Annotated in this window: 20 protein-coding genes; 7 read left to right on the top strand and 13 right to left on the bottom strand. The window is 56.5% G+C overall.

What is annotated here, in order from left to right:
- Positions 1-69: 69 nt before the first annotated feature.
- Together EDF73_RS14185 and EDF73_RS14180 are read right to left on the bottom strand one after the other, a co-directional pair.
- Positions 70-552, bottom strand: a complete 483-nt coding sequence (locus EDF73_RS14185; protein WP_132729750.1) for a hypothetical protein — start codon at positions 550-552, stop codon at positions 70-72.
- 1 nt (position 553) lies between these two features.
- On the bottom strand, positions 554-1,372 hold the full coding sequence (locus EDF73_RS14180; protein ID WP_132729749.1) for a winged helix-turn-helix domain-containing protein: 819 nt from the start codon (positions 1,370-1,372) through the stop codon (positions 554-556).
- Between the two features lie 870 nt (positions 1,373-2,242).
- Between EDF73_RS14180 and EDF73_RS14175 the strand changes: the two genes are divergently transcribed.
- The 6 genes from EDF73_RS14175 to EDF73_RS14150 are packed head-to-tail and all read left to right on the top strand — an operon-like array spanning position 2,243 to position 8,281.
- On the top strand, positions 2,243-2,845 hold the full coding sequence (locus EDF73_RS14175) for a LuxR C-terminal-related transcriptional regulator (protein ID WP_132729748.1): 603 nt from the start codon (positions 2,243-2,245) through the stop codon (positions 2,843-2,845).
- Between the two features lie 51 nt (positions 2,846-2,896).
- Positions 2,897-3,481, top strand: a complete 585-nt coding sequence (locus EDF73_RS14170; protein WP_132729747.1) for a fimbrial protein — start codon at positions 2,897-2,899, stop codon at positions 3,479-3,481.
- Positions 3,482-3,533: 52 nt separating this feature from the next.
- The gene (locus EDF73_RS14165) at positions 3,534-4,214 is read left to right on the top strand and encodes a fimbria/pilus periplasmic chaperone (protein ID WP_132729746.1); all 681 of its coding nucleotides are present in this window, start codon (positions 3,534-3,536) and stop codon (positions 4,212-4,214) included.
- Between the two features lie 19 nt (positions 4,215-4,233).
- Positions 4,234-6,762 (top strand): fimbria/pilus outer membrane usher protein, encoded by a 2,529-nt coding sequence (locus EDF73_RS14160; protein ID WP_132729745.1) that lies wholly within the window; start codon positions 4,234-4,236, stop codon positions 6,760-6,762.
- Positions 6,753-7,271 (top strand): fimbrial protein, encoded by a 519-nt coding sequence (locus tag EDF73_RS14155; protein WP_132729744.1) that lies wholly within the window; start codon positions 6,753-6,755, stop codon positions 7,269-7,271. Before EDF73_RS14160 ends, EDF73_RS14155 begins: the two co-directional genes overlap by 10 nt.
- Complete coding sequence (locus EDF73_RS14150) at positions 7,271-8,281, top strand: fimbrial protein (RefSeq protein ID WP_132729815.1); 1,011 nt, start codon at positions 7,271-7,273, stop codon at positions 8,279-8,281. The genes EDF73_RS14155 and EDF73_RS14150 overlap by 1 nt, the downstream gene beginning before the upstream one ends.
- A 124-nt stretch (positions 8,282-8,405) precedes the next feature.
- On the opposite strand, the gene EDF73_RS14145 is transcribed toward EDF73_RS14150, so the two are convergent.
- From EDF73_RS14145 to EDF73_RS14130, 4 genes are read right to left on the bottom strand one after another with little or no spacing between them, the layout of a single operon-like run.
- Positions 8,406-8,963, bottom strand: a complete 558-nt coding sequence (locus EDF73_RS14145) for a DJ-1/PfpI family protein (RefSeq protein ID WP_132729743.1) — start codon at positions 8,961-8,963, stop codon at positions 8,406-8,408.
- Positions 8,964-8,985: 22 nt separating this feature from the next.
- Positions 8,986-10,176, bottom strand: a complete 1,191-nt coding sequence (locus EDF73_RS14140; protein ID WP_132729742.1) for a glycoside hydrolase family 88 protein — start codon at positions 10,174-10,176, stop codon at positions 8,986-8,988.
- 13 nt (positions 10,177-10,189) lie between these two features.
- Positions 10,190-11,470, bottom strand: a complete 1,281-nt coding sequence (locus EDF73_RS14135) for an oligosaccharide MFS transporter (protein ID WP_132729741.1) — start codon at positions 11,468-11,470, stop codon at positions 10,190-10,192.
- A complete protein-coding gene (locus EDF73_RS14130) occupies positions 11,467-13,305 on the bottom strand; it encodes a DUF2264 domain-containing protein (protein WP_132729740.1) in 1,839 nt (612 codons plus the stop codon). Before EDF73_RS14130 ends, EDF73_RS14135 begins: the two co-directional genes overlap by 4 nt.
- A 230-nt stretch (positions 13,306-13,535) precedes the next feature.
- On the opposite strand from EDF73_RS14130, the gene EDF73_RS14125 reads away from it, so the two are divergent.
- Positions 13,536-14,390, top strand: coding sequence for an AraC family transcriptional regulator (locus EDF73_RS14125; protein ID WP_132729739.1), 855 nt, complete (start codon positions 13,536-13,538; stop codon positions 14,388-14,390).
- 70 nt (positions 14,391-14,460) lie between these two features.
- On the opposite strand, the gene rbsK is transcribed toward EDF73_RS14125, so the two are convergent.
- From rbsK to EDF73_RS14090, 7 genes are all read right to left on the bottom strand, one after another.
- A complete protein-coding gene (rbsK, locus tag EDF73_RS14120) occupies positions 14,461-15,390 on the bottom strand; it encodes a ribokinase (RefSeq protein WP_132729738.1) in 930 nt (309 codons plus the stop codon).
- Positions 15,387-16,319, bottom strand: coding sequence for an allose kinase (gene alsK, locus EDF73_RS14115; protein ID WP_132729737.1), 933 nt, complete (start codon positions 16,317-16,319; stop codon positions 15,387-15,389). The genes rbsK and alsK overlap by 4 nt, the downstream gene beginning before the upstream one ends.
- Positions 16,320-16,333: 14 nt before the next feature.
- On the bottom strand, positions 16,334-17,014 hold the full coding sequence (gene alsE, locus EDF73_RS14110) for a D-allulose 6-phosphate 3-epimerase (protein ID WP_132729736.1): 681 nt from the start codon (positions 17,012-17,014) through the stop codon (positions 16,334-16,336).
- 61 nt (positions 17,015-17,075) lie between these two features.
- The gene (locus EDF73_RS14105) at positions 17,076-18,143 is read right to left on the bottom strand and encodes an ABC transporter permease (protein ID WP_132729735.1); all 1,068 of its coding nucleotides are present in this window, start codon (positions 18,141-18,143) and stop codon (positions 17,076-17,078) included.
- Positions 18,144-18,153: 10 nt separating this feature from the next.
- Positions 18,154-19,143, bottom strand: a complete 990-nt coding sequence (locus tag EDF73_RS14100) for an ABC transporter permease (protein WP_132729734.1) — start codon at positions 19,141-19,143, stop codon at positions 18,154-18,156.
- Positions 19,136-20,668 (bottom strand): sugar ABC transporter ATP-binding protein, encoded by a 1,533-nt coding sequence (locus tag EDF73_RS14095; protein ID WP_132729814.1) that lies wholly within the window; start codon positions 20,666-20,668, stop codon positions 19,136-19,138. The genes EDF73_RS14100 and EDF73_RS14095 overlap by 8 nt, the downstream gene beginning before the upstream one ends.
- 2 nt (positions 20,669-20,670) lie before the next feature.
- Positions 20,671-21,657, bottom strand: coding sequence for a substrate-binding domain-containing protein (locus EDF73_RS14090; protein ID WP_132729733.1), 987 nt, complete (start codon positions 21,655-21,657; stop codon positions 20,671-20,673).
- Between the last annotated feature and the right edge of the window lie 8 nt (positions 21,658-21,665).

Below are 21,665 nucleotides of genomic sequence, written 5' to 3'. Positions count from 1 at the left end.
CATAGCCACTCTTCTGGAATGGTTATTTTGGTTCATAATGCCGCATTCAGCAGTGGGCAAAATGCTGTTTTAATGACGACGGGTGATACTGCGACACACATAGGTGGGCAAGGTTTCTAAAATAAAAAGATAGTTTCCGTTCTGCTGAGCATTAATCTGCATATAAATACTTTTCTGCGGATAGACGAAAAAAAGCGGCTCATATTTTTCCAACCAGCTATCCTCCACCTGGTCATCCGGGAACTTCATATTATGCTCGGATGTCAGGTAAAACACGTTCCCTTTACTCGCCACACGAAACGATATTTTACGATTAATCCGTTTGTTTACCTTCCCCCGCACCCGACCATTCATCATGAGCATACCGCGGGTGCCATCCATTCTGTAATTTAGCCACAGCTGCAATGTTTCATCCGAATGGTGCTGGACAAAATTCACTTCACAGGAAAATGGCCGCACGTAATAACACTGCCACAGGTAATAACCCAGCAGCAGCGCGCCGATCGGTAAACAACCGCTGAGAATATAGAGCATCAGACGATAACGAGTCATGCTAACGATCCTCAATAAAATAGTCAGAAATGCAGCGATTTGGCTCCTTCATCGACCTGTCGCAACGGATAACGGATGCTCGTGGCGGCAGAGCGTAACTGGCGATATAAATCCACGGGAAATTACCGCAATCATCCTTAAAATATTCGATGTAGGATAATGCCATCGTCTGCTCGCTTTTCATCTGAATACCGCTTGCCAGATAAACCCGACATTCTCCGACCCTCTTCAGAAAACGATAGTCGTCCACAAAATGGTTTCCCTGGGCAAAGCTATGGTTGATAACACCGATGCCTGCCAGCAGCAAAAGGGCCAGCAACGCGCCCGCCAGCCACAGCTGACGTAACGCCGAAGAGGAAAATGCCTTCACCGACGTGTCAGAGTTAGCGGTTTCAGGCACGGGTTGCGCTATCGGCTCAGCGGTATCGCTCTGCTGGCCTTTGGCGTTTTCCTCACTTTCTGATAACCGTGGGTACGCTTCTTTAATCGTAATCTGCGTACCGCTGGCCAGGGTTAACCCGATACGAGGAATAGTTACGACAGGATCGTTATCAAGACCGATTTTCTTGAGCCCCTTCCGGAGAATAGAGATATTTTGATAATAGGTATTAGATGACACCAGCATCCCTCGTCTCTGCCAGACGATATCCATACACTCTTGTTGCGTAACAATGGTGCCAGCCCGTTCTATTAATAACAATAAACAACGGCCGGCAGGAGAATTTAAAACCACTACCCGATCAGGATGGTTAAGATCATGCAGAGTACTGGTCGCGGGGTGAAACTCAACCTTTTCATTAATGATATAATACTTATGCATATGGTCGGCAAAAATCTCCGGTTAAAGCATGTCTGTCGCCCCCATGTGTAGTGACTGCATGGGTTAAAAGGAATAAATCAACGCCCTCACACAGATGAATATGACTGATAAATCTGATGCTGTATATCTCAGTCGTTGGCGAAAAATCTTATTTTTTCTTTCACTTTTCTGCCGCTTAACTGAAGTCAGATAAATCATTGATGATAACACTCACAGTCGCCCGCCCCCACCCGACAGACAAAAACCTTTTTTCCTTATTTTTTCTTAACCTCCTTTCTTTCACCTGCATGCCGCCCCAGACCAGGTATTAACATCCTCCTCAGGCCGCTACTCATTATTAGTTACCCACTCTGAATCGCCACCGCTACAGGACCCTTGACATTGACAAAACCATACAAATAAAGAAATTGAACATAACGGTCACCCGTGTCTGAAACCTTCTGAACAATGAGACTTCAATTTTCCTGAAAACCAGGAACAGCAAGGTATACAGGCTGATTTCGTTAAATGTTTCGAAATGAAACCATCAGCAATAAACGAGCTAATAACTCGATAATTGTTAGTCACCGTAAGTAATCAAGTCGCAAAAATGACACTACATGACAATTCACTTACAAAACATTTATCAAAGACAAATTTTCATTAAAAAATGTCGTTATGCTTATTTGCAGATAATTAAGGGAATGTGTTAGTTAAGCCCCCAGGATGAACCTGCGCATACCCGCGATTAAAATAAATTAAGATTAATTCAGATTACCGGTTTATCTAACTGAGTATAGTGGCAGCTAAGCGCAATGATAACCAAGAGAGACTGGTGATACCTGCCATGCCTGCACAGTGGCACCGCATTATTATAAATTAAGGAATAACATGGCGAATAAACTTGAATTTAAAAGCAATTATAACATTGCTTTAATGGGAGGCGATCGCTTTGCCCGCCACGGCATCACGACATTATTACAAGGTATCTCCCCGGGCATTCGAATAGAAAAGTCAGATAGCGATTATTCACGAATCGATAACCTGTTAACAACATCTACGATTGATATTCTCTTTGTTTCGGGCGCTGAAAAATATCACGCCGGCTTTGATTGCCTGAGCCACATAAAAAAAATCAAAGCGAATTATCCTGAGGTGTTCGTATGCATGTACTCCACCCCGGCGAATTCTTTGCTGTGGGTTCATGGCGAGATTGATGCCTATATCTCGCTACAGGATCCGCTTTATCACTGGCGAGCCAGCTTATTAAAAATGGTGGATAGCCGCTATCGGTCAAAAACCAGGCCCATGGCGTTGTCGTTGACCCCTGGGGAGTGGCGGGTATTGAAAAAAATCCGCAATGGCCTGGATATACGTTACATCGCCGAACTCGAGAAACTTTCCTATCGCCGTGTCAGCGCCTTAAAGAACTCAGCGATAAGAAAACTAGGTCTCAGAAATAAGACGGACCTGCTGGTTTTTTTAACCAGTTAACCCCGTTGCTTCAGAGAGCGTCCTTTAATAGCAAACTATGGAATCAAAAAAATGAAGACTCGTGTAAATAACAAAACGTTGCTGGCATTAGGCATTGCGGCTCTGCTGCCATTCGGTTCAGCGCTGGCAGCGGGCACCAGCGGTGGCACCGTCAACTTCAACGGCAGCGTCGTCACCTCGGCCTGCGCCATCAGCGCCAATAGCGCCAATATTGACGTCAACCTCGGGGAAGTGCGTACCGCGACGCTCGCCGCAGCAGGTAGCGAGGCCAGCACGGCAAAAGCATTCTCCATCGTTCTTGAGGATTGCGAAATCGCGGATACTTCCGGGTCTACTGAAGAGAACCCGATCCCTGCCACGACGGTTGCGGTAACCTTTACCGGAACGCCGGACAGCGCCGATGCCGACAGCCTCGCCGTCGGTTCTAACGGTAGCAGCGCATCCGCGCAAAACGTGGCTATTCGTCTGTATGACGAGCAGGGTAACGTCGTGAGACTGGGCGAAGCCGCAGCGCCTGTCGCCCTGCGTAATGGCTCAAACACCCTCAACTTCAGCGCGAAATACTATTCGCCGCAAGGCAACGCCACCGCGGGCGATGCCAGCGCCGTCGCAACCTACACCGTTACCTATTCGTAATCTTCGGGCCTGGCCTTCTGGCCGGGCCCGGCTCACTGTCAGGAGAGGCACTATGCGCTCATTAACATGGATTTGTCTGGCCGCTTCGCTGTGCTCATCGGTAGCGTATGCGGGCGGGGTGGGGTTGGGCGCAACGCGAATGGTTTACTCAGGCGCCACGACCCAGTCGATGCTGCAAATCAGAAACACACACCCTGATTCCTCTTTCCTCATCCAGTCGTGGATCGAGAATGAGCAAGGGCAACGCTCGAATGATTTTGTCATCACGCCGCCGCTGTATGTTTTAAAGCCAGCAACCGAGAGCGTCGTGAAAATTATGTTTAACGGCAAATCGCTACCGCGGGACCGCGAAACGCTGTACTGGATGACGGTTAAAGCCATTCCGCAGCAAAGTAACAACGCGGCCAGCAATTCACTGCAATTTGCCTCGGCTAACCGCATAAAAGTCTTTTATCGCCCGCAAGGTCTCGCAGGCGATGTTAACGAAGCGTGGAAAAAAATCACCGCCGACTATCGCGCCGGCAAAGTCACGCTCAATAACGCCACGCCGTATTACCTCACCACCATCAATTTAAAAATCGACGGCAGGCCCGTGCAACCGGTGATGGTTCCGCCGCGGGCCAGCATAACGCTGATGGAATCGTTCACTCAGGCGAGGGTGATGAGCTATCAGACCATCAATGATTATGGAGCCTGGACTCCCGTCAACAGCGTGTCGCTAACCCAAAAATAAAAATGAAAGGTATGACCGTGTGAAAGCAAAAATCATTTGCGCCATGGTAATTGTCCATGCCATGCAGCATGTCGCTGCCGCAGAGAGTGATTTGCAGTTTAACCCTGCTTTCCTCAGCGGTGAGAGCGGGAATATTGCCGATCTCTCATGGGTTAATGCGGGGAACGCATTACCACCCGGCGAGTACAACATTAACGTTTATATTAATAACAATTATGCTTTCACCGGTAATGTGAAATTCAGCATCGAGCGGAGCAAGGGGCAAGGCGAAGCCATGCCCTGCGTCACCCCAGAACAAATCGTCGCGCTGGGTATTGATAGCCGGCAGGCCAAAGACGAACCGCTGCCGCTGACCCGGCAATGCTATTTTTTAAACGCGCTGTTTCCGGGCGCTCGTTTTGATTTCGACCAGAAAACGCTAACCCTCAATTTCAGCCTGCCGCAGAGCTTTATGCGTCATCTGCCGCGCGGCTACGTCAGCCCGGAAAGCTGGGAATATGGTATCCATGCCGCCTGGCTGAACTACGTCGTCAACGGTTCCAGTAACGAGTTTCGCGGCGACACCCGCACCCGCGATCGGCAGCTCTTCGTCAGCCTGAACAGCGGCGTGAATCTGGGAGCGTGGCGGCTACGCGACTACACCACCTGGACTAAACAGGCCAATGAACTTAGCCATGTGCAAACCTGGCTACAAAGGGATATCCCTGCCCTGGGCGCGCAGGCTTACGTCGGAGAGACCTACACCTCCGCACAACTCTTTGATTCCGTCGGCCTGCGCGGCGTCGCGCTGAAAACCGATGACAACATGCTGCCCGCCAGCCTGAGCGGATACGCACCGGAGGTTCGCGGCATCGCGCGTAGCAATGCCACCGTTACCGTACGGCAGAACGGCAACATTATTTATCAGACAAACGTCCCCGCCGGGGCATTCATGCTGAAAGATCTCTACCCCACCTCCTCAGGCGGCGATTTAGCCGTCACCATTCAGGAGAGCGACGGCAGCAAAACGCAGTACATCGTTCCGTTTGCCAGCGTGCCGAACCTGGTGCGCACCGGGCAGCTGAAATACGCCGTCAATGGCGGGAAGCTGCGTCCCATCGGCAACCAGGACTCCCCGTCGTTCGCTCAGAGCGAACTGTTTTATGGCTGGGAGTACGGTCTCACCTTTTACGGCGGCGCGCAGTTTTCTGAAAACTATCGCGGGCTCGCGCTCGGCGTGGGGCAAAATCTCGGGCGCTTTGGCGCGTACTCGCTGGATATTACCCACGCGCGCAGCACGCTGGCGGACGGGCATCGCTACAGCGGTGATTCCCTGCGCCTACGATACGGCAAGCTGCTCAACGACTTTGGCACACGCTTTAATTTCTACTCGCTGCGCTACTCTACGCAGGGATTCTATACCCTGAGCGATACCGCCTACAAAGGGATGACGGGCGGCGTAGCGAAGCAGGTAGTAGAGGCGGATGGTAGCGTCACCACCAGCTATGAGAACCTTTATAACCTGCATCTGTCACGCAAAGCGAAGAACCAGCTGCTGCTATCACAGCCGATGGGCGGGTTCGGCTCACTCTCTCTGTCATGGGATCAGCAAACCTACTGGCATACCGCCAACAAGACGCAAAGCCTGCAGCTGGCGTGGAATGCCATGTTCCGTCATGTCTCCGTCGGCGCCAGTTTTCAACGTAGCGGCAACCTGTTCGATAACCAGAAAGAGAACCTCTTCGCCCTGTCGCTCTCCATCCCCTTCGGCACGCCGCAGCTGGCGACCCGCGCCCGCTTTACCACCACGCATGCCGGCTCAACGGGCACCATCAACAGCACGGGCGTCAGCGGCTACATGCCCGGCATGGAGAATTTGTTCTATAACGTCAATCAGCGTTACAGCGCGCAGCAGCAGTACGGGGCCGATAGCGCATTGCAGTATGAGGGTCCATGGGGAGACTACAACCTGGGCTATAGCTACTCCCGCGACGCCCGCAATCTGAGCTACGGCATGAGCGGCGGCGCGGTTCTCCATGAAGATGGCCTGACGCTGAGCCAACCGCTGGGAAACACCAATATCCTGGTCAAAGCGCCGGGGGCCGGCAACGTCTCGGTGCTCAATCATAAAGGCATCAAAACCGATAGCCGGGGCTACGCGGTGATCCCCTATGCCACACCGTATCGCGTCAATCAGGTCGCGCTGGATGTCACCACCGCCGGAAATGACGTTGAGCTGGAGAACGCCATCGTCAGCAAAACGCCGACCGATGGCGCGCTGGTGCGGGCCACCATGGTGACCAGACAGGGGGCGAAGGCCCTGTTCGTGATTCGCCGTCACAATGAGGTGCTGCCGTTCGGCGCCGTCGTATCGCTTGCCGATGAGCAGACCAGCAGTATCGTTGGCGATGCCGGCAGCCTGTATCTGCCAGGTTTACCGCCTGAAGGCACGCTCAAAGCCGTCTGGGGGCAAGGGAGCGCCAAAAGTTGCAGCGTTAAATATCGCCTGCGCCAGCAGGACTATAACCCCCATACCGGCCTCTATTCACAGGAGGTTATATGCCAGTAACGACCCGGCTGCCCGCTATCGCGCTAATTGTTGCCCTGACCGCCCCCGCTTACGGCTATGACGTCCTGGTCTCCGTGCGCGGTCATTTAATCGGCAATACCTGCGTCGTTTCCGCTGATTCCAAAGAACAGAGCGTTCCGCTGGGCACCATCGGTATTAAGCAGTTTCGCGAAGCGGGCGCGGTAAGCAATATCAAAAGCGCCTTCACGTTAAAACTGGAGGAGTGCGGCCCCACCTTTGCCGGAGCAAAAATCCGCTTTAGCGGCACGCCGGACGACCTCAACCCGCAGCTGATTAAGGTGGCAGACGGCGGCGCAACCGGGGTGGCGGTACAAATCCTGGATAAAGACAGCCTCCTGGTGCCGCTGGAAAGCCAAACCACCGCCTACGGCGCCTCGGGAGATGAAAGCGTGCAGATGACATTTTATGCGCGGCTGGTGGCCACGGGCGCCCCCGTCAATACCGGAGACGTGTCAGCCATCGCCACCTGGACTACGGAGTATCAATGATGCGTTTTTTACTGTTTATCGGCTGGCTGTGCGTCAGCACCAACGTGCTGGCGCTGGAATGGCGATCGGATATTACGCTCTCTCCACAACCGATGACCTACACCGGACCCGCCGATTCCGTCGTCCCGGGAAACATTATCGGCTCAACGTGGATCGCCACGGTCAGCGTGCAGCAGGTGTTCTGGTGCGGGCTGATTTTTACCTGTAACAAAGGCACGCTCGAACCGAGCGGCAGCGCTGTCCCCGCCGGAATCACGGTGAACGTCGATGGCGCAAACTACGCCGTTTTTGAGACCGGCGTACCCGGGATAGGCTACATCCTCGGGCTAAAAGACTTTAACGGCTCATCCTACATGCCGCTGCAGAACGGGGTGACTCAAAGCTACCCCGCCGATGGCACCAGCGGCATGGCTTTTGATTTAGGCTGGTCGGCGAAACTGACCTACATTAAAACCGGCAATGCGCTGAAAACGGGCGTATACCAGATCCCAACCATTAATGCCGCCATCCTGACGGCGTATAACAACGAAACCAAAACCGCCCAGGTGATCATCAACCCTACCACCGTGACGGTGACGGCCAGCGGCTGTACGGTCGGCACAAACAGCGCCAGTGTCGAACTGGGTACCTTCGATGTACGCACGCTGCCCAACGTCGGCAGCACCTCGCCGTCGGGGGCATTTAATGTCAGCCTCACCTGCGATGAACAGGTTGCGCTCTATGCGGTGATGACGGATCAAACGACGCCATCGAACACCTCCTCCACCGTGACGCTGACCGGCGACTCCACCGCCTCCGGGGTGGGCGTACAGTTCTTTTACAACGGCAGCGGCCCGCTGATGATGGGGCCGGACAGTTCGGCATCGGGTACCAGCAACCAGTTTTTTATCCAGACCACCACGGCAGTGCAGGCGCTCTCTTTGCCGTTTCAGGCACGGTACGTTCGCACCGGCCCGCTGGTGCCGGGCTCCGCCAACGCTCTGGCGAGCATTACCTTTTCCTACCAATGATCCGTCTGGCCGCCATGCGTGGTGGGTAAAAACGACAAACCTTATCGCTAAAGCCCGGGACATCGCCCGGGCCAGTTTTTGCTCACCTCAGCGCGCCTGACGGTGGCGGCCTCCCTCCCCTGCGCTACCAGCGGTAATCAATATGCTCCGCGTGCCGGCGAGCCGCGGCTTCATCGCCGTGCAGACGCGCCGCCACCGTCAGGGAAAAATCAAACACCTTCCCGAGCCCCCGGCCGCTAATCAGGTTGCCATCCTCGACGACGTCCGCGTCAACATATACGCCATCGGTCACCTGCCGCCAGAGTTCACCGGAGCAGACATAGCGGCGGCCTTTCAGCAGAGCGTTGCCCCCCAGCACGCGCGCGGCGGCGGAACAGATCGGGCACAGATATTTGCCCAGCTCATCGTGGCGACGCACAAACGCGATAACCTGCTCGCTTTGGGCCAGATAGACGCTCCCTTCAGGCCCGCCCGGCAGGACCACCGCGTCAAAGGTCTGATCCATGCTTTCCGTCAGCGTACTGTCGGCGATCATCGCAATGGCGTGATAGCTGACCACCGCGCGCGTCTGCGCGCAGGAGATCGTCTGTACGGTGATATTCAAACGCCGTAAAACATCGATCGCGACAATCGCTTCCCCTTCTTCGAAGCCCGGGGCCAACAAAACGGCTACCGTTTTCATGTTCTCTCCATCCATGCAGACATTACCACCACGAGTACCAGGTCTGGCGCAGGCGCACCAGCGCTTCAAGGTAGAAGTAGTCCCCCCAGCTGCAGCACTGATCCACCCCTTTTCCACTGCCCATGTGATAGACCGAGTGCTTGAGCAACCCTTCAGTGGGGTCATCGTCGGTCGCCAGATAGTTGTCGGTCAGCGACTGGACGATACGCAGCGCCATCTCCTCGTAATGTGGGCGATGCTCATCGAGCGCCGGCAGCGCGTTGACCAGTTCCAGCAGACCGCAGACGGTAATCGCCGCCGCCGAGCTGTCGCGTACCGCGTCGGTACCGAGCAAGGCTAAGTCCCAGTGGCACACATCATCTTCCGGCAGGCGGTTGAGGAAGTAGTGGGCCAGACTGCGCGACAGCTCCACCATGCTTTTATCACCGGTATAGCGATAGCTGAGCAGGAAGCCGTAGATGCCCCACGCCTGGCCGCGGGACCAGCACGAGGTGTCGCTATAGCCCTGATGGGTGTTGCCAAAACGCGGCTCGCCGCTGTTTACGTCCATGTAGTAGGTGTGGTAGGTCGAGGCGTCTTCGCGCACGATGTAGCGTGCCGCCTGTTGCGCATGGGCCGTGGCCGCCTGCGCATAGCGCGGGTCCCCGGTCTGCTCGCTGGCCCAGTAGAGCAACGGCAGATTCATATTGCAGTCAATGATCATCCGCCCCTGCTGTTCCGGGTCGTTCAGATCCCCCCAGGCCTGAATGATTTTAGCCGTCGGATTAAAGCGCTCCATCAGCGTTTCCGCGGCCAGCAGCGCGCTCTGACGGGCGGCCTCGTTACCGGTGAGTCGCCATGCGCTGACGCAGGAGAGGGTATAGAGAAACCCCAGATCGTGCGTCGCCGTATCGATACGCTCCTCAATGCGCCGGGCAAAAGAGGACAGATAGCGCTCTGCCGCCTCGCGATAGGCCGGATTACCGCTCATTTCCCACGCCAGCCACAGCTGGCCCGGCCAGAAGCTGGTCGTCCACTCGACGTTTTCAGAGCGCGGCCAGATGCCGTTTTCACAGGCCTCGCCCGGGAATTTCTCGCCAAATGCGACAATGTTTTTATCAAGCTTACGGGTCACGCGGGACAGCGCATCGTCGAGCTTCTGGCGCAGCGCCAGCCGGTCGACCTGATACAGCTCGACGGGGCGGAGGGCTTCGGTAATCACCTTTTTGGTCATAACAACTCCTGAATTAATGTTTGGCCGGTTCAACCGGGGTGGCGTCCAACGCCGGGGAAAAGGGTCGCGATGCGTCCCACGCGGAGCGGCAGCGCGAGAGCGTAAAAGCGGAGATAAGGGTAAACAGCAGGGCGCAGCCGCCCATCAGCAAATAGGTATGTTCAAAGCCGATTTTGTCGTAGAGGTAGCCCGCCGGCGGCGCCACCACGATAGAACCGACGTAGATCATCGCCTGATAGCCCAGCAGGTACATCGTGGCGTTGACTCTGCGGTCAAAGTGCTCGGCGATGTATTTAAAGACCGAAATCAGCAACAGCGCGATTTCGACGCCATAAAACGGTTTTATAATCGAGATGATCAGCGGGTCGCTGGTCAAGCCTGAGGCAATCAGCCTGGCCCCGACAACGCAGCCGCAGAACAGCAGGCCCCGCTTTGCGCCGTAGTGATTAACCAGCAGCGGAATGAACATCATCATCACGAATTCCATACCGGACTGCACGGTGCTGAGATAGCCGTACCAGGCATTCCCCTGTTCTTTGGTGGCAAAAAATGAGACGAAGTAGCGCGGAAACTGCTGCTCAGCAATAAACATCATCCATGCGACACCGGCGACATACAGGCTGAACATCCAGAATTTACGGCTTTTCAGTAACTGCATCACGTCGCTAAAAACGATTTTGTTCGCCGAAATCACGCTGTTGTTACGCAACTGCTCATCGCCGATTTTCAGGCTGATTAACACCAGCAGCATCAGGAGCGACGTGCTGCTGCTCAACAGAAAGTTGGCCAGCGGCGTGAAGTTGAACAGCAGCCCGGAAACGGAAGCGGCCATCGCCCAGCCGAGCGATCCCCACATGCGAATACGACCGAACTCCAGGCCGTACAGCCGGCTAAAGCGATCGGCGTAAGATTCCGACGCCGCGACGCCCGCATACCAGCCGAGGCTTAAATAGAGGGCGCCGAGAGTGATGCCGATCGTCGTGTGGCTTTGCAACAGGGGTTGATAGACGAAGGCAAAGAACGGCGCCATCAGGGCCGACACGGCGCAGACAAAATAGAGCAGCCATTTGCTCATGCCGATCTTGTCCATGATGTAGCCGTAAACCGGCTTCAGGATCACCGCGAACACGCCGTTGATGGCGAAAACGCTGCCGATGGTGATGCTATCGAGGCCGACTTTCTGGCTAAGCCACAGCGCGTAAAGGCCAAAGCTTGAGGACCAGGTAAAAAAGTAGAGAAAGATAAAGGTGCTCATTTTGTACTGTGCGCCGCGCACAGAGGATGAAGTGGTCATAGGGCGTTCTCCGGGGACAGCGTAAGATGTTTTTCTTCCTGTGCCGTCACGAAGCGTACAGCGTTATCGCAAATGAGGGCCTGTGGACAACCGCGCGGTTCAAAGGCGTCGGGATTCCCCGCCCAGACCGCGCTGAATAACAGATGCGTTCCTGGTGCTAAGTCACCACGTAACACCGGAACCGCCGCGCGTTCGGCAAACAGCAGATTGCTGTTCGGCGGTGTAAGAACCGTCTCGCCGCGCCGCCTTTGCGGACTTAAGCACAGGATGGCCGACGTATCGGCAGGGGTGATGAGCCGGCAGCCGCCCTCCCCGTCCTGCACCTGAGGCTGAGGGCGATTCGGCACGCTGAATCCCCCTTCGGCCGTATCAAGCGCACGCGCGGTATGGATGCGATGTACCCGCAGCTGCCAGTCGCCCATCGCGATAAGCCAGGTCTCGATCGCCACATCGCGCCACGGCCGCCAGCGGCTGTAGATCATGCCATCGGCGGTTGTTACCGCCTCACAGTCGCGTCGTCCACGCCAGTAATTATCCTTCTCAGAGAGCAGCAGCATGGAGTCAGGCGCAGCGTGGCTTAACCCGTAGCGCCCGCGCTCGATAGTGAACCCGTAGCGGGTGGAGTAGGCAAACTTGCAGTATTTCGCTTCGCTATTGACGAAATTATTCAGCTCAAGCTGGCCGGAGGTCAGCATCCACAGGTGATCGGCCTGATGCACCAGTACCTGGTCCGCGTGCCTGATGCTGTGCCGTGCGGCGAGCGTCGGCAGCGGCAGCTCCGGCGCCTGCCAGAAGGGAGCATCTTCACCTGACGCCAGAACCAGCATTGTTTTCAGGCCCCAGTAGGGAGAGCCCGGCGCATTGTAATCCTCCGCCATGATCAGATTCGGGTAGCTATAGCCCACGCTCAGCACGCCATCGCGATCGAACAGAGGTTGCTTAAGCCACCAGCGAAGATGACGCAGAACAATGCCCTTTATCACCCCTGGGGAGAACGAATCCAGACCGGCAAAAGCCGCCGCGCTCCAGAAAGCCGCCTGAGCAAAGCGATAGGTCAGACTGCGGCCAAACGGCACGGCCGCGCCATCGTCGGCAAAAAAATGGATGAAATCTGCGGAAAACAGCAGCGCCCGATGACGCAGTTCAGCGCAGCGCTGCGGGTCGATATCGGCCATCAGCTTCGCGTAAATCAGCCCGTAGAAGTGGAAGCCCATCGAAATGTAATAGTCCCGCGGCCGGCCCGGACCATCGGAATACCAGCCGTCGCCCAGGTAGTAGCGTTCCATGGCGCTAAAATGCGCTTCCCGCACCTGGGGGTTGGTCGGCATCCCGGCGTGATGAAAACCGACCTGCACCAGAATGGGAAAGAAGTGCCAGTTATTGTCCGGGATCGCCTGCGCTTCGCTCTGTTTTAACCAGCGCCAGAGATGCGCCTTCTCCTGCTCGTTGAAATGTGCCAGCACGCTATCGCCCGCCAGCGCCAGCAGCAGACCATAGGCGGCCATCTCCACGATACGCTGATCGTAGGGGTTCACCTCGCCCCAGTAATCGGCATGCTGCGGGTTGGTGCCATTTTTAATGGCCTGCAGATAGAAACAAAACTGCGGCGGCTCGCTGCCGCCGGCAAGCAGCGGCGTGACGCCCCACAGCAGGCGCGAGAACGTTTCCATACTCGCCACCCGTTGCCCGTAATGAGCGGTGAAATTCGCCAGATCGATACGACTGGCATCATTTTTAAAATAGGGCGACACGGCACTCAGCAGTTCATTAACCAGCTGCCGGAGGTCGTTGCGGGTTCTTAAAGGGTTAGCCAGATGAATATTTTCAGGTTGCACAAGGTCCTCCCGTCATGACACGAGAATTAAATAAGTTATTGTTATTTCGATTTTATAAAATTATTTATGCGCCAACGGCAGGAAGAATAGTCGCTTTTATTTATGCGGCTAAGTGAGCACAATCACAAAATTAAACCGCCATTTCATTTTTGCTGGATATTTCCCGCCAGCGGGGAGATAAATTGCAAATGATGGCGTAAAAATTTAAATCTGTTGTCCTGGAGGAAAAAATGAGTGAACCACAGCAGCTGGAACGCATCACACTCGATAGCCGGGCGATCTCTTTTAACCGATTGCGCTTAACCAGCGCGATTTACTACCACTGGCACCAGTGCGTCGAATTCCTCTATATCTCCAGCGGCTATGGCATTGTGGTGGTGGATAACCAGCATTACACCGCTCGCCCAGGACGCCTGTTTATTTTTCCTCCGTTCCGCCTGCATAAAGTCCAGGTCGATCACAGCGAGAAAAATCCGTACCACCGCACCACGATGCATATTGAACAGTCGGTGGTCGAAAGCATAATGGCCAGTTTTCCGCGCCATCAGGCCCAGTTTGCCGCACTTGCCGCCAGCAATGCGCCGGCACAAATTTACGACCTGAGCGAACACAGCACTTTCATGGAGAGAATTCTTACTCAATTTGACGGGCTGGATCACGGCGGGCAGATCCCCACCAGCGAGGTCGCCTTTCTGGTCATGCAGATAATGGGCTTTCTCCCGGCCCTGCCCGAGCAATGTATTCCCCGGCAGCAGACTGTCGCCTCGCGGATTATGAGCTGGGTGGAGGCTCACTACGCCAGCAAATTCTCCCTGGATGAGCTCGCCCAGGCATTGGGCCTGTCGCGCAGCTACACCTCGCGCATATTTCGCCAGCAAACGGGCGGCAGCATCCATGAGTATCTGCTGACGCGCCGAATAAAGCGCAGCTGCGATCTCCTGCGCAACACCGCCATCAGTATGGATGAGATTGCGGCCGAAGTCGGATTTAGCGAAGTGACCTACTTTATTACCTGCTTCAGGAAGATGATGGGCCAGACGCCGCTGCAGTACCGCAAGGCGAGTCTGGCGAGGAACAGCGTGTGAAGCGCGACGGGGCGTAGATGCCCTCCCCCTATTCAGGAGAGGGCCTGGACCGGTAGAACCCGGGAAAGAATTAAACCACCGTCATCTGCCGCGCTCGCGCCTCTTCGTAGGTTGGCATAGACGAAGCGGCCCCCGCCCTCTCAACGCACACCGAAGCATAGGCCGCAGCGAAACGGGCGGCATCAACGAGATCGACCCCGGCGGCAAGCTGCGAGGCCAGAGCGCCGTTAAAGGCATCACCGGCGCCGGTCGTGTCGACCGGAACCGCCGGAAATGCCGCCACCAGCTCGGTTTTTCCCGCCACGGACAGCAGCGCCCCCTGGGTTCCGAGGGTGACGATCAGCGCCTTAATGCCCTTCGCGTGCAGCGCTTCAGCGGCCACCTGCGCCGAGGCGACATCGTAGACCTCAACGCCGGTCAGCAGCGTACACTCGGTGGCATTCGGGGTGAGCAAATCGACCTGCGCCAGCAGGCTGTCTGGCACCGGCTGGAACGGCGCGGGATTGAGAATAATAAACGTGCCGCTGTTTTTGGCGATGCCGATCAGCTTCTCAATTGCCGAAAGATTGTTTTCCAGCTGAGTGAGCAAAATATCCGCCGCCGCAATCGCCGGATAGCACTGCGCAACCTCATCGTCCGTCACGGTCAGGTTGGCGCCGGGATCCACCGCAATCATGTTTTCCGCATCGGCGCCAGCAACATAAATCAGCGCGTTACCGGTCGGGCATTCGCCGGTGGTAAACAGCGTGACCGCGTCAAACCCCGTGTTGTCGAGATGGCGACGCGCGAAAGTCCCGAAATCATCGCGCCCCACCTTGCCGATATAGTGTACCCGCGCTCCGGCCCGCAGCGCGGCGACGGCCTGGTTGGCCCCTTTACCACCCGCGCCCATCATGCTGTTGCGGGCAATTAGCGACTCGCCCGGCTGCGGAAAACGGGTCATTCCAGCGACAATGTCGAGGTTGAATGATCCAAACACACACACCTTGCCCTTATTCATGCCTCTCTCCTGAGTGGAAAATGCCGCTGCGATAGTTGTTGTTTAAAACGCCGCTGCGCCGCCAGGCAGGCGCCGCGGCAGCCGGTCTCATCGGAGGCGCCGCTGAGAGTCATGGTGAGGCCATTGGCCGGATAGGGGCTGCGCAGGTGCGAGCGAATCAAACGCTGCAGCGTCTCCTGCGGGAAGTTGGCCATCGCCAGCACGCCGCCGCCGAGCACCAGGTATTGCGGGTCGAGGATATTCATCTCACTGGCGATAGCACAGGCCAGCCGCTCGACGAACGCCAGTAAATCCGGGTGTTCCCCGTGTCGCACGAACAGCGCCGATATCGCCGTTTCCGGCGCGTGCCGCCTGGCCCAGCCGCTGAGCCAGCTGCCGGAGGTCAGCGTTTCTACACAGCCGGTTTTGCCGCAGGGGCATGGCAGAGGATTATCCTTGAGGGGAATATGACCAATCTCGCCCGCGCCGCCGTGCGCGCCGTGATAAAAATCGCCGTTCAGCCACAGACTATTGCCAAAGCCGGTGCCGAGGTAGACGCCGACCGCCACGTCGGGAAGAACGTCGAGACGGGTTAAATCCCACCACATCAGATGGTTGACGTCCTTATCCATCTCGACAGGCAGACCGAGCCGCGCCGCAAGCAGCTGCGCAACCGGCTGGCCGTCGAGCGCCGGGATAAACGGCAGCGACAGTACCGTACTTCGGTCGCGGGATAATATCCCCGGCAGCCCCAGCATCACGCCGGATACCGGGACGGCGCCCTCCTGCAGATATGCGGCAAGCAGCCGCTCAAGCCCGCCGAGCGGATCCGGCAGATCGGCCCACGAACGGGTTGCAACCTTTTGATATCCCTTAAAAACCTGTTGGTCGTCCATCAGTATCAGCCGCGTACTGGTGCCGCCAATATCTACGCCGAGAAAATGCGCCATAGCCTCTCCTGCCCTCAGGCTGCCTGACGCGCCTGACGCATCTGATCGAGCATTTTGTCCCATGCGCTGTCCAGATCGTTATCCAGATTGAACAGACCGGAGCTACCGACGATCAGCACTTCCGCCCCGGCCGCCATCAGCCGCTGATAGGTATTCACGTTGCAGGAGCCGTCGATCTCAATCAGATAGCGGTGGTTGTGCTGCTGCTTGAGATCGCGCAGCTGGGCAATTTTATGCAGCATCTCGGGAATAAACGGCTGGCCGGCGTAGCCCGGATCCACGGTCATGACGGTAATTTTGTCCAGCAGATGAATATAGTGCTGAATAAATTCCACCGGCGTCGCAGGGTTCAGCACCACGCCGACTTTTTTACCCAGCGCACGGATCTGATTAATGACGCGGAAGGCATCGCGGTTGATGGTTTCGGCATGCGGGCAGATGTAGTCCGCCCCGGCTCTGGCGATCGGCTCGATAAAGTCGGTCGGGTTTTCCACCATCATATGGACGTCGAGCGCCAGCGGAGTGTGCGGGCGGATCTGCTCAATGAAGAATGGCGACAGCGTGATGTTCTTGACGTAATGACCATCCATGATGTCGATGTGCAGCATGTCAGCGCGACGGTTCAGCACCGCCAGCTGCTGTTTAATGTCGATTAAACTCATACACATCAGCGACGGAGATATTTTGTATTCCATGATGTTTTCCTGAAAGCAAAGAGATTGAAAATACGTGTCGTTAATTCATCAAAAAGGTGGTCTAGGAAGTGGTCGCCCGGGCTTTTTCCGCACTCAGCCTGCTTGCCCGCCTTTGCATATAGCGGTTGCGGAAGAACTTCAGGCCGAGAACCACAATCAGCACCGCCCCCCACATGGCCAGGCTGAAATGCGGGCTGACGTTCAGCAGGTTCAGCCCGGTTGCAATCACCTGTAAAACGACCAGCGAGAGCACCACGCCGCTCACCCGGCCGAAACCGCCGAACGGATCCGTACCGCCGAGAATAATCGCCAGCACGGTGAGCAGCAGATAGGAGTCGCCGTAGCCCATACGCGCCGAGTTAAAGCGCGCCATCATCACCAGGCCGGCGATCACGCAGAGCATGCTCGACAGCACGTAGATAGCGATCAGCACGCGGTGGGTATTCACGCCGCTGAAGTGGGTGGCGTTGATGTTGCTGCCGCTCATGTAGATGTATTTGCCAAGCCGGGTGCGTTCGAGGAACACCGCGATCAGCACCGCCGTGGCCAGAAAGATAATCAGCGGCACCGGGATGCCCAGCAGGGTGTCGGCGCCGATATAACGCACGATATCGGGCATCCCGCTGATGGCCGCCCCCCGGGAAAGGTAGATGCCGATACCGTTCACCATCGTCATGGTAGCCAGGGTGACCAGGATCGGATGGGCGCCGACATAGGCTACCAGCGCGCCGGTCAGCATGCCGATGGCCATCGCCAGCACCATGGCGCCGACCAGGGCCAGGGTCAGCCATAGCGCCTGCAGGCCAAGACTCGCATCCGGCGGCAGATAGGTGAGAAACACCCACGCCATCAGCAGGCTGGTTAAGTTCGAGGTGGCGATGATGCACAGATTCAGGCCGCCGCTGAGAATCGGAATAAACATCGCCAGCGTCAGCAGCCCGAGCTCCGGCAGCTGGAAAGCCACGCTCATAAAGGTCGAATCACTGAAAAAGCGGCCCGGCATCGCCAGACTGAAGCCGACAATGACCACCAGCAGCAGCAGGCTCAGCCCCACCGTGGTGCTCTCAACTTTGAAACGTAGCCTTGTACCGCTGGAGTTCATTTTCAGACCCTTAGTTTTGCTTAACATTGCAGGTTCCTCATGCAAATCCGACATCGGTTTCTTTGCGTTTTTTATAGTGCGTAACGGTGATAGCCACTACGATCGTCACGCCGATGACAATGTTCATGAAGTAGTTGGAAACGCCCACCAGATTGAGGCCGTTCTTTAAAATACCGATCAGGAAGACCCCCATCAGGGTACCGACGACGCTCCCCTTACCGCCGTTCAGACTGGCGCCGCCGAGTACCGCCGCGGCCAGTACGTCCAGCTCGCCCCCGACCAGCGCATTCGGTACCACTTCCCCCACGCGATAGACCTGTACCAGGCCACCGATGGCGGCCATCGCGCCAAGGTAGCCATAGGCAAACAGATGCAGTACGCCAACGCGGATACCGATACGCCGCGCCGACTCCTGGTCGCCGCCGACCGCAAACAGCTGGCGGCCCAGATGAGTTTTATTCAGCAAAATCCAGGTCAGCGCGGCGACGGCCAGCATCACCACCAGCGGCAGGCCGATCTGATAATGTCGGGCGCCAATATCGAACGGCAGCACCTGGAACGGCGTGACCAGCCAGCCCGGCAGGTCGTACAGGCTGGTGCCGTTGGTGAACCACATCAGCATGCCGAACAGCAGCGACTGCATACTAATGGTGACGATGATCGACACAATGCGCAGACAGTAGATAAGCACGGCGTTAATCATGCCGAAGACGGTGCCGATAGCGATCGCCAGTAAGATCGTGCCGCTCGGGCTGGCCAGGCCGTAATGAATCGCCAGCGTCGCGATGGTGTACTGTACGACCGAGGCGACGGCGGCAAAGGAGATATCGATACCGCCGGTGACCAGCACCACGAACAGGCCGAGGGCAAAAATACCGCTGACCGCATAGCTTTCCGACAGATCCAACAGATTTTGCAGCGTCAAAAACCTATCGCTTAACAGCGAGAAAGTGACGATCAGCGCGACCAGCACCCAGGCCAGGTAGCCTTCGTTAGTGGACGGACGTAACCGGTTGAGATTAAGCATTTACCGCCTCCGCAAGCTGGTGTTGAGTCATCCGGGCGGGCAGATACTCGCCTTTTACCGTGCCTTCGCTAAAGTGCAGCACGCGATCGCAATTGAAATAGACTTCCGGCACCTCGTCGGAGATCAGCAGGATCGAGATCCCCTCTGCCGCCAGCTGGTGGATCAGCTGATAGATGCTGGCCTTGGCGCCAACGTCGACGCCTACCGTCGGCGAGTCGAGGATCAGGATCTTCGGTTGGGTCAGCACCCATTTCGCCAGCACGATTTTTTGCTGGTTGCCGCCGGACAGCGTGGAGATCGCCTGATCGGGGCTGGCGACCTTAACGCCCAGCGTTTCGATCCAGCGCTGAATGATTTTATTTTTGCGGTATTCGTCGATCAGATGAAAACGACCGCGCAGCTGATCCATGATCGCCAGCACCGTGTTATCGCCCACCGACTGCTGCTGAATAAGTCCCAGCGTCAGGCGGTCTTCCGACACATAGCCGATCCCGGATTTGATGGCGTCTTCATGCCCGCGAAAGCGCACCGGTTTACTGTCGAGGTAAATTTTGCCGCTGTCCGGCCGGGTCATGCCAAACAGGCTCAACGCCAGCTCGGTGCGCCCCGATCCAAGCAGCCCGCACAGGCCCAGCACTTCGCCCGCGTGCAGCCTGAAGCTAACATCGTGGTACTGGCCCGCGCGGCTCAGCCTGTCCAGCTCGAGCATGATGCGCTGGTCATTGTGGTTGGCGGCCTTCAGGCGATAGTCCAGCTTGAGGCCAGTCATCAGTTCGCTGAGACGTTCGCTGCTGACCTCCGACGCCGGCCAGGTGCCGACGCGCTTACCGTCGCGAATCACGGTCACGCTGTCGGAAATCTCCAGCACTTCATCCAGGCGATGGCTGACGAACACGACGCTGATGCCTTTGCTCTTCAGATAATGTACGGTGCGCAGCAGCTGGTTAACTTCGGTACGGGTCAACGACGCGGTCGGCTCATCCATAATGACCAGCCGCGCATCGGCCACCAGCGCGCGACAGATCGCCACCTGCTGGCGCTGGGCTATCGGCAGCGAGGAGACTTTGGCATCGATATCCAGCGTGTAGTTCAGCTCGCTGAGAATACGCCTGGCGGTGTCGCGCAGGCGCGATGGGCGATACCAGCCCATCAGCCCGTGCAGGTTATGGTCAAACGCAATGTTTTCCGCCACGCTCAGATTAGGAAAGAGCGACAGATCCTGGTAAATCACCTGTACGCCGAAGCTGCGCGCCTGTTCCGGGCTAAGCCGGCGGAAGGTCTGGGCGTTGAAGTCTTTATCCGCGAGGGTAATGGTGCAACCGTCGTCCGGTTGGTAGACCCCCGAGATAATCTTAATCAACGTGCTTTTGCCGCAGCCGTTAGTGCCCGCCAGGCAGTGCACTTCACCCGGCATCAGCTGCAGAGAGATATCGTTCAACGCGCGCTGACCGCCAAAGGTCACCGACAGATTTTGCACAGCAATCAGCGGCGTCGTTTGGGTTTCGAAGATCCCGGAGATCGCCATCATTACAGCCCCATTTTCACCAGTTTTGGCAGGTTCGCCTTGTCGAGACTTTCGGTTTTGTTACCGAGGATAGTGTGGGTGGCTTCGTCAACCTGCACTTTCCCCATCCCTTCGATATCCATGCCATCAACGATCGGCTGGCCTTTGGATATCATGCTCGCCATGCGTACGAAGACTTCACCGGCTACCATCGGATTCCAGATATAGCCGCCGTTGATCGCCCCGCTGTTAACCAACGAGAGACCCTGGCCCGGGCTGAACGAGCCGTAGACGCAGATATCGCCATTCTTACCGCGGTTCTGCACCGCCCGACCGGCGCCGATGGGACCCTGTGAACCAATCGCCAGAATGCCCTTCAGGTCTTGATCTTTCGACATCAGGTCGTTGGTGGTGCGGATGGTGTCGTCGAGGGATTCGCCGACGCCAAACTTATCGCCAAGCTGATGCATATTTGGATAGTGCGCTTTCTGGTAGTCGATCGCCGCGTCGGCCCACTTCTGGTGCAGCGGCACGGTCAGACTGCCGACGTAAACCGCATAGTCCCCGCTCTCTTTCATACATTTAGCGAGGGCGATCATGTGGTTAATACCGAGCTGGGCGGCATCGACCATTTCGAAGTCCCAGTTGGCGTATTTCTGGTTCGGCGATTCATGGGTAATCACTTTGATACCGGCATCGCGAGCCCGCTTCAGCACGGGTTCCAGTACCTTCGCGTCATTCGGTACCACGCCGATGATGTCGACTTTCTGGGCGATCAGGTCTTCAATCGCGCGAACCTGCAGCGCCGGGTCATCGCTGGTGGGGCCGACTTGCCATGCGTCGATACCTTCCTTCGCCGCTTCGCTTTTAATCCCCGCTTCCATCGCATTAAACCAGGCATTACCGCCCACTTTCACCACCACGCCCATGCGAATTTTGTCGGCGGCATGCGCCGCTGAAATGGACAGCACAGCGGAAGCCAACAAACAGGCCAGTACAGACTTTTTCATGTAGTTTC

It is taken from the genome of Klebsiella sp. BIGb0138 (assembly GCF_004342285.1).
Lineage (GTDB): Bacteria > Pseudomonadota > Gammaproteobacteria > Enterobacterales > Enterobacteriaceae > Klebsiella.
Note: the sequence above shows the minus strand (reverse complement) of the source record. Positions and strands in the feature narration are given on the sequence as shown.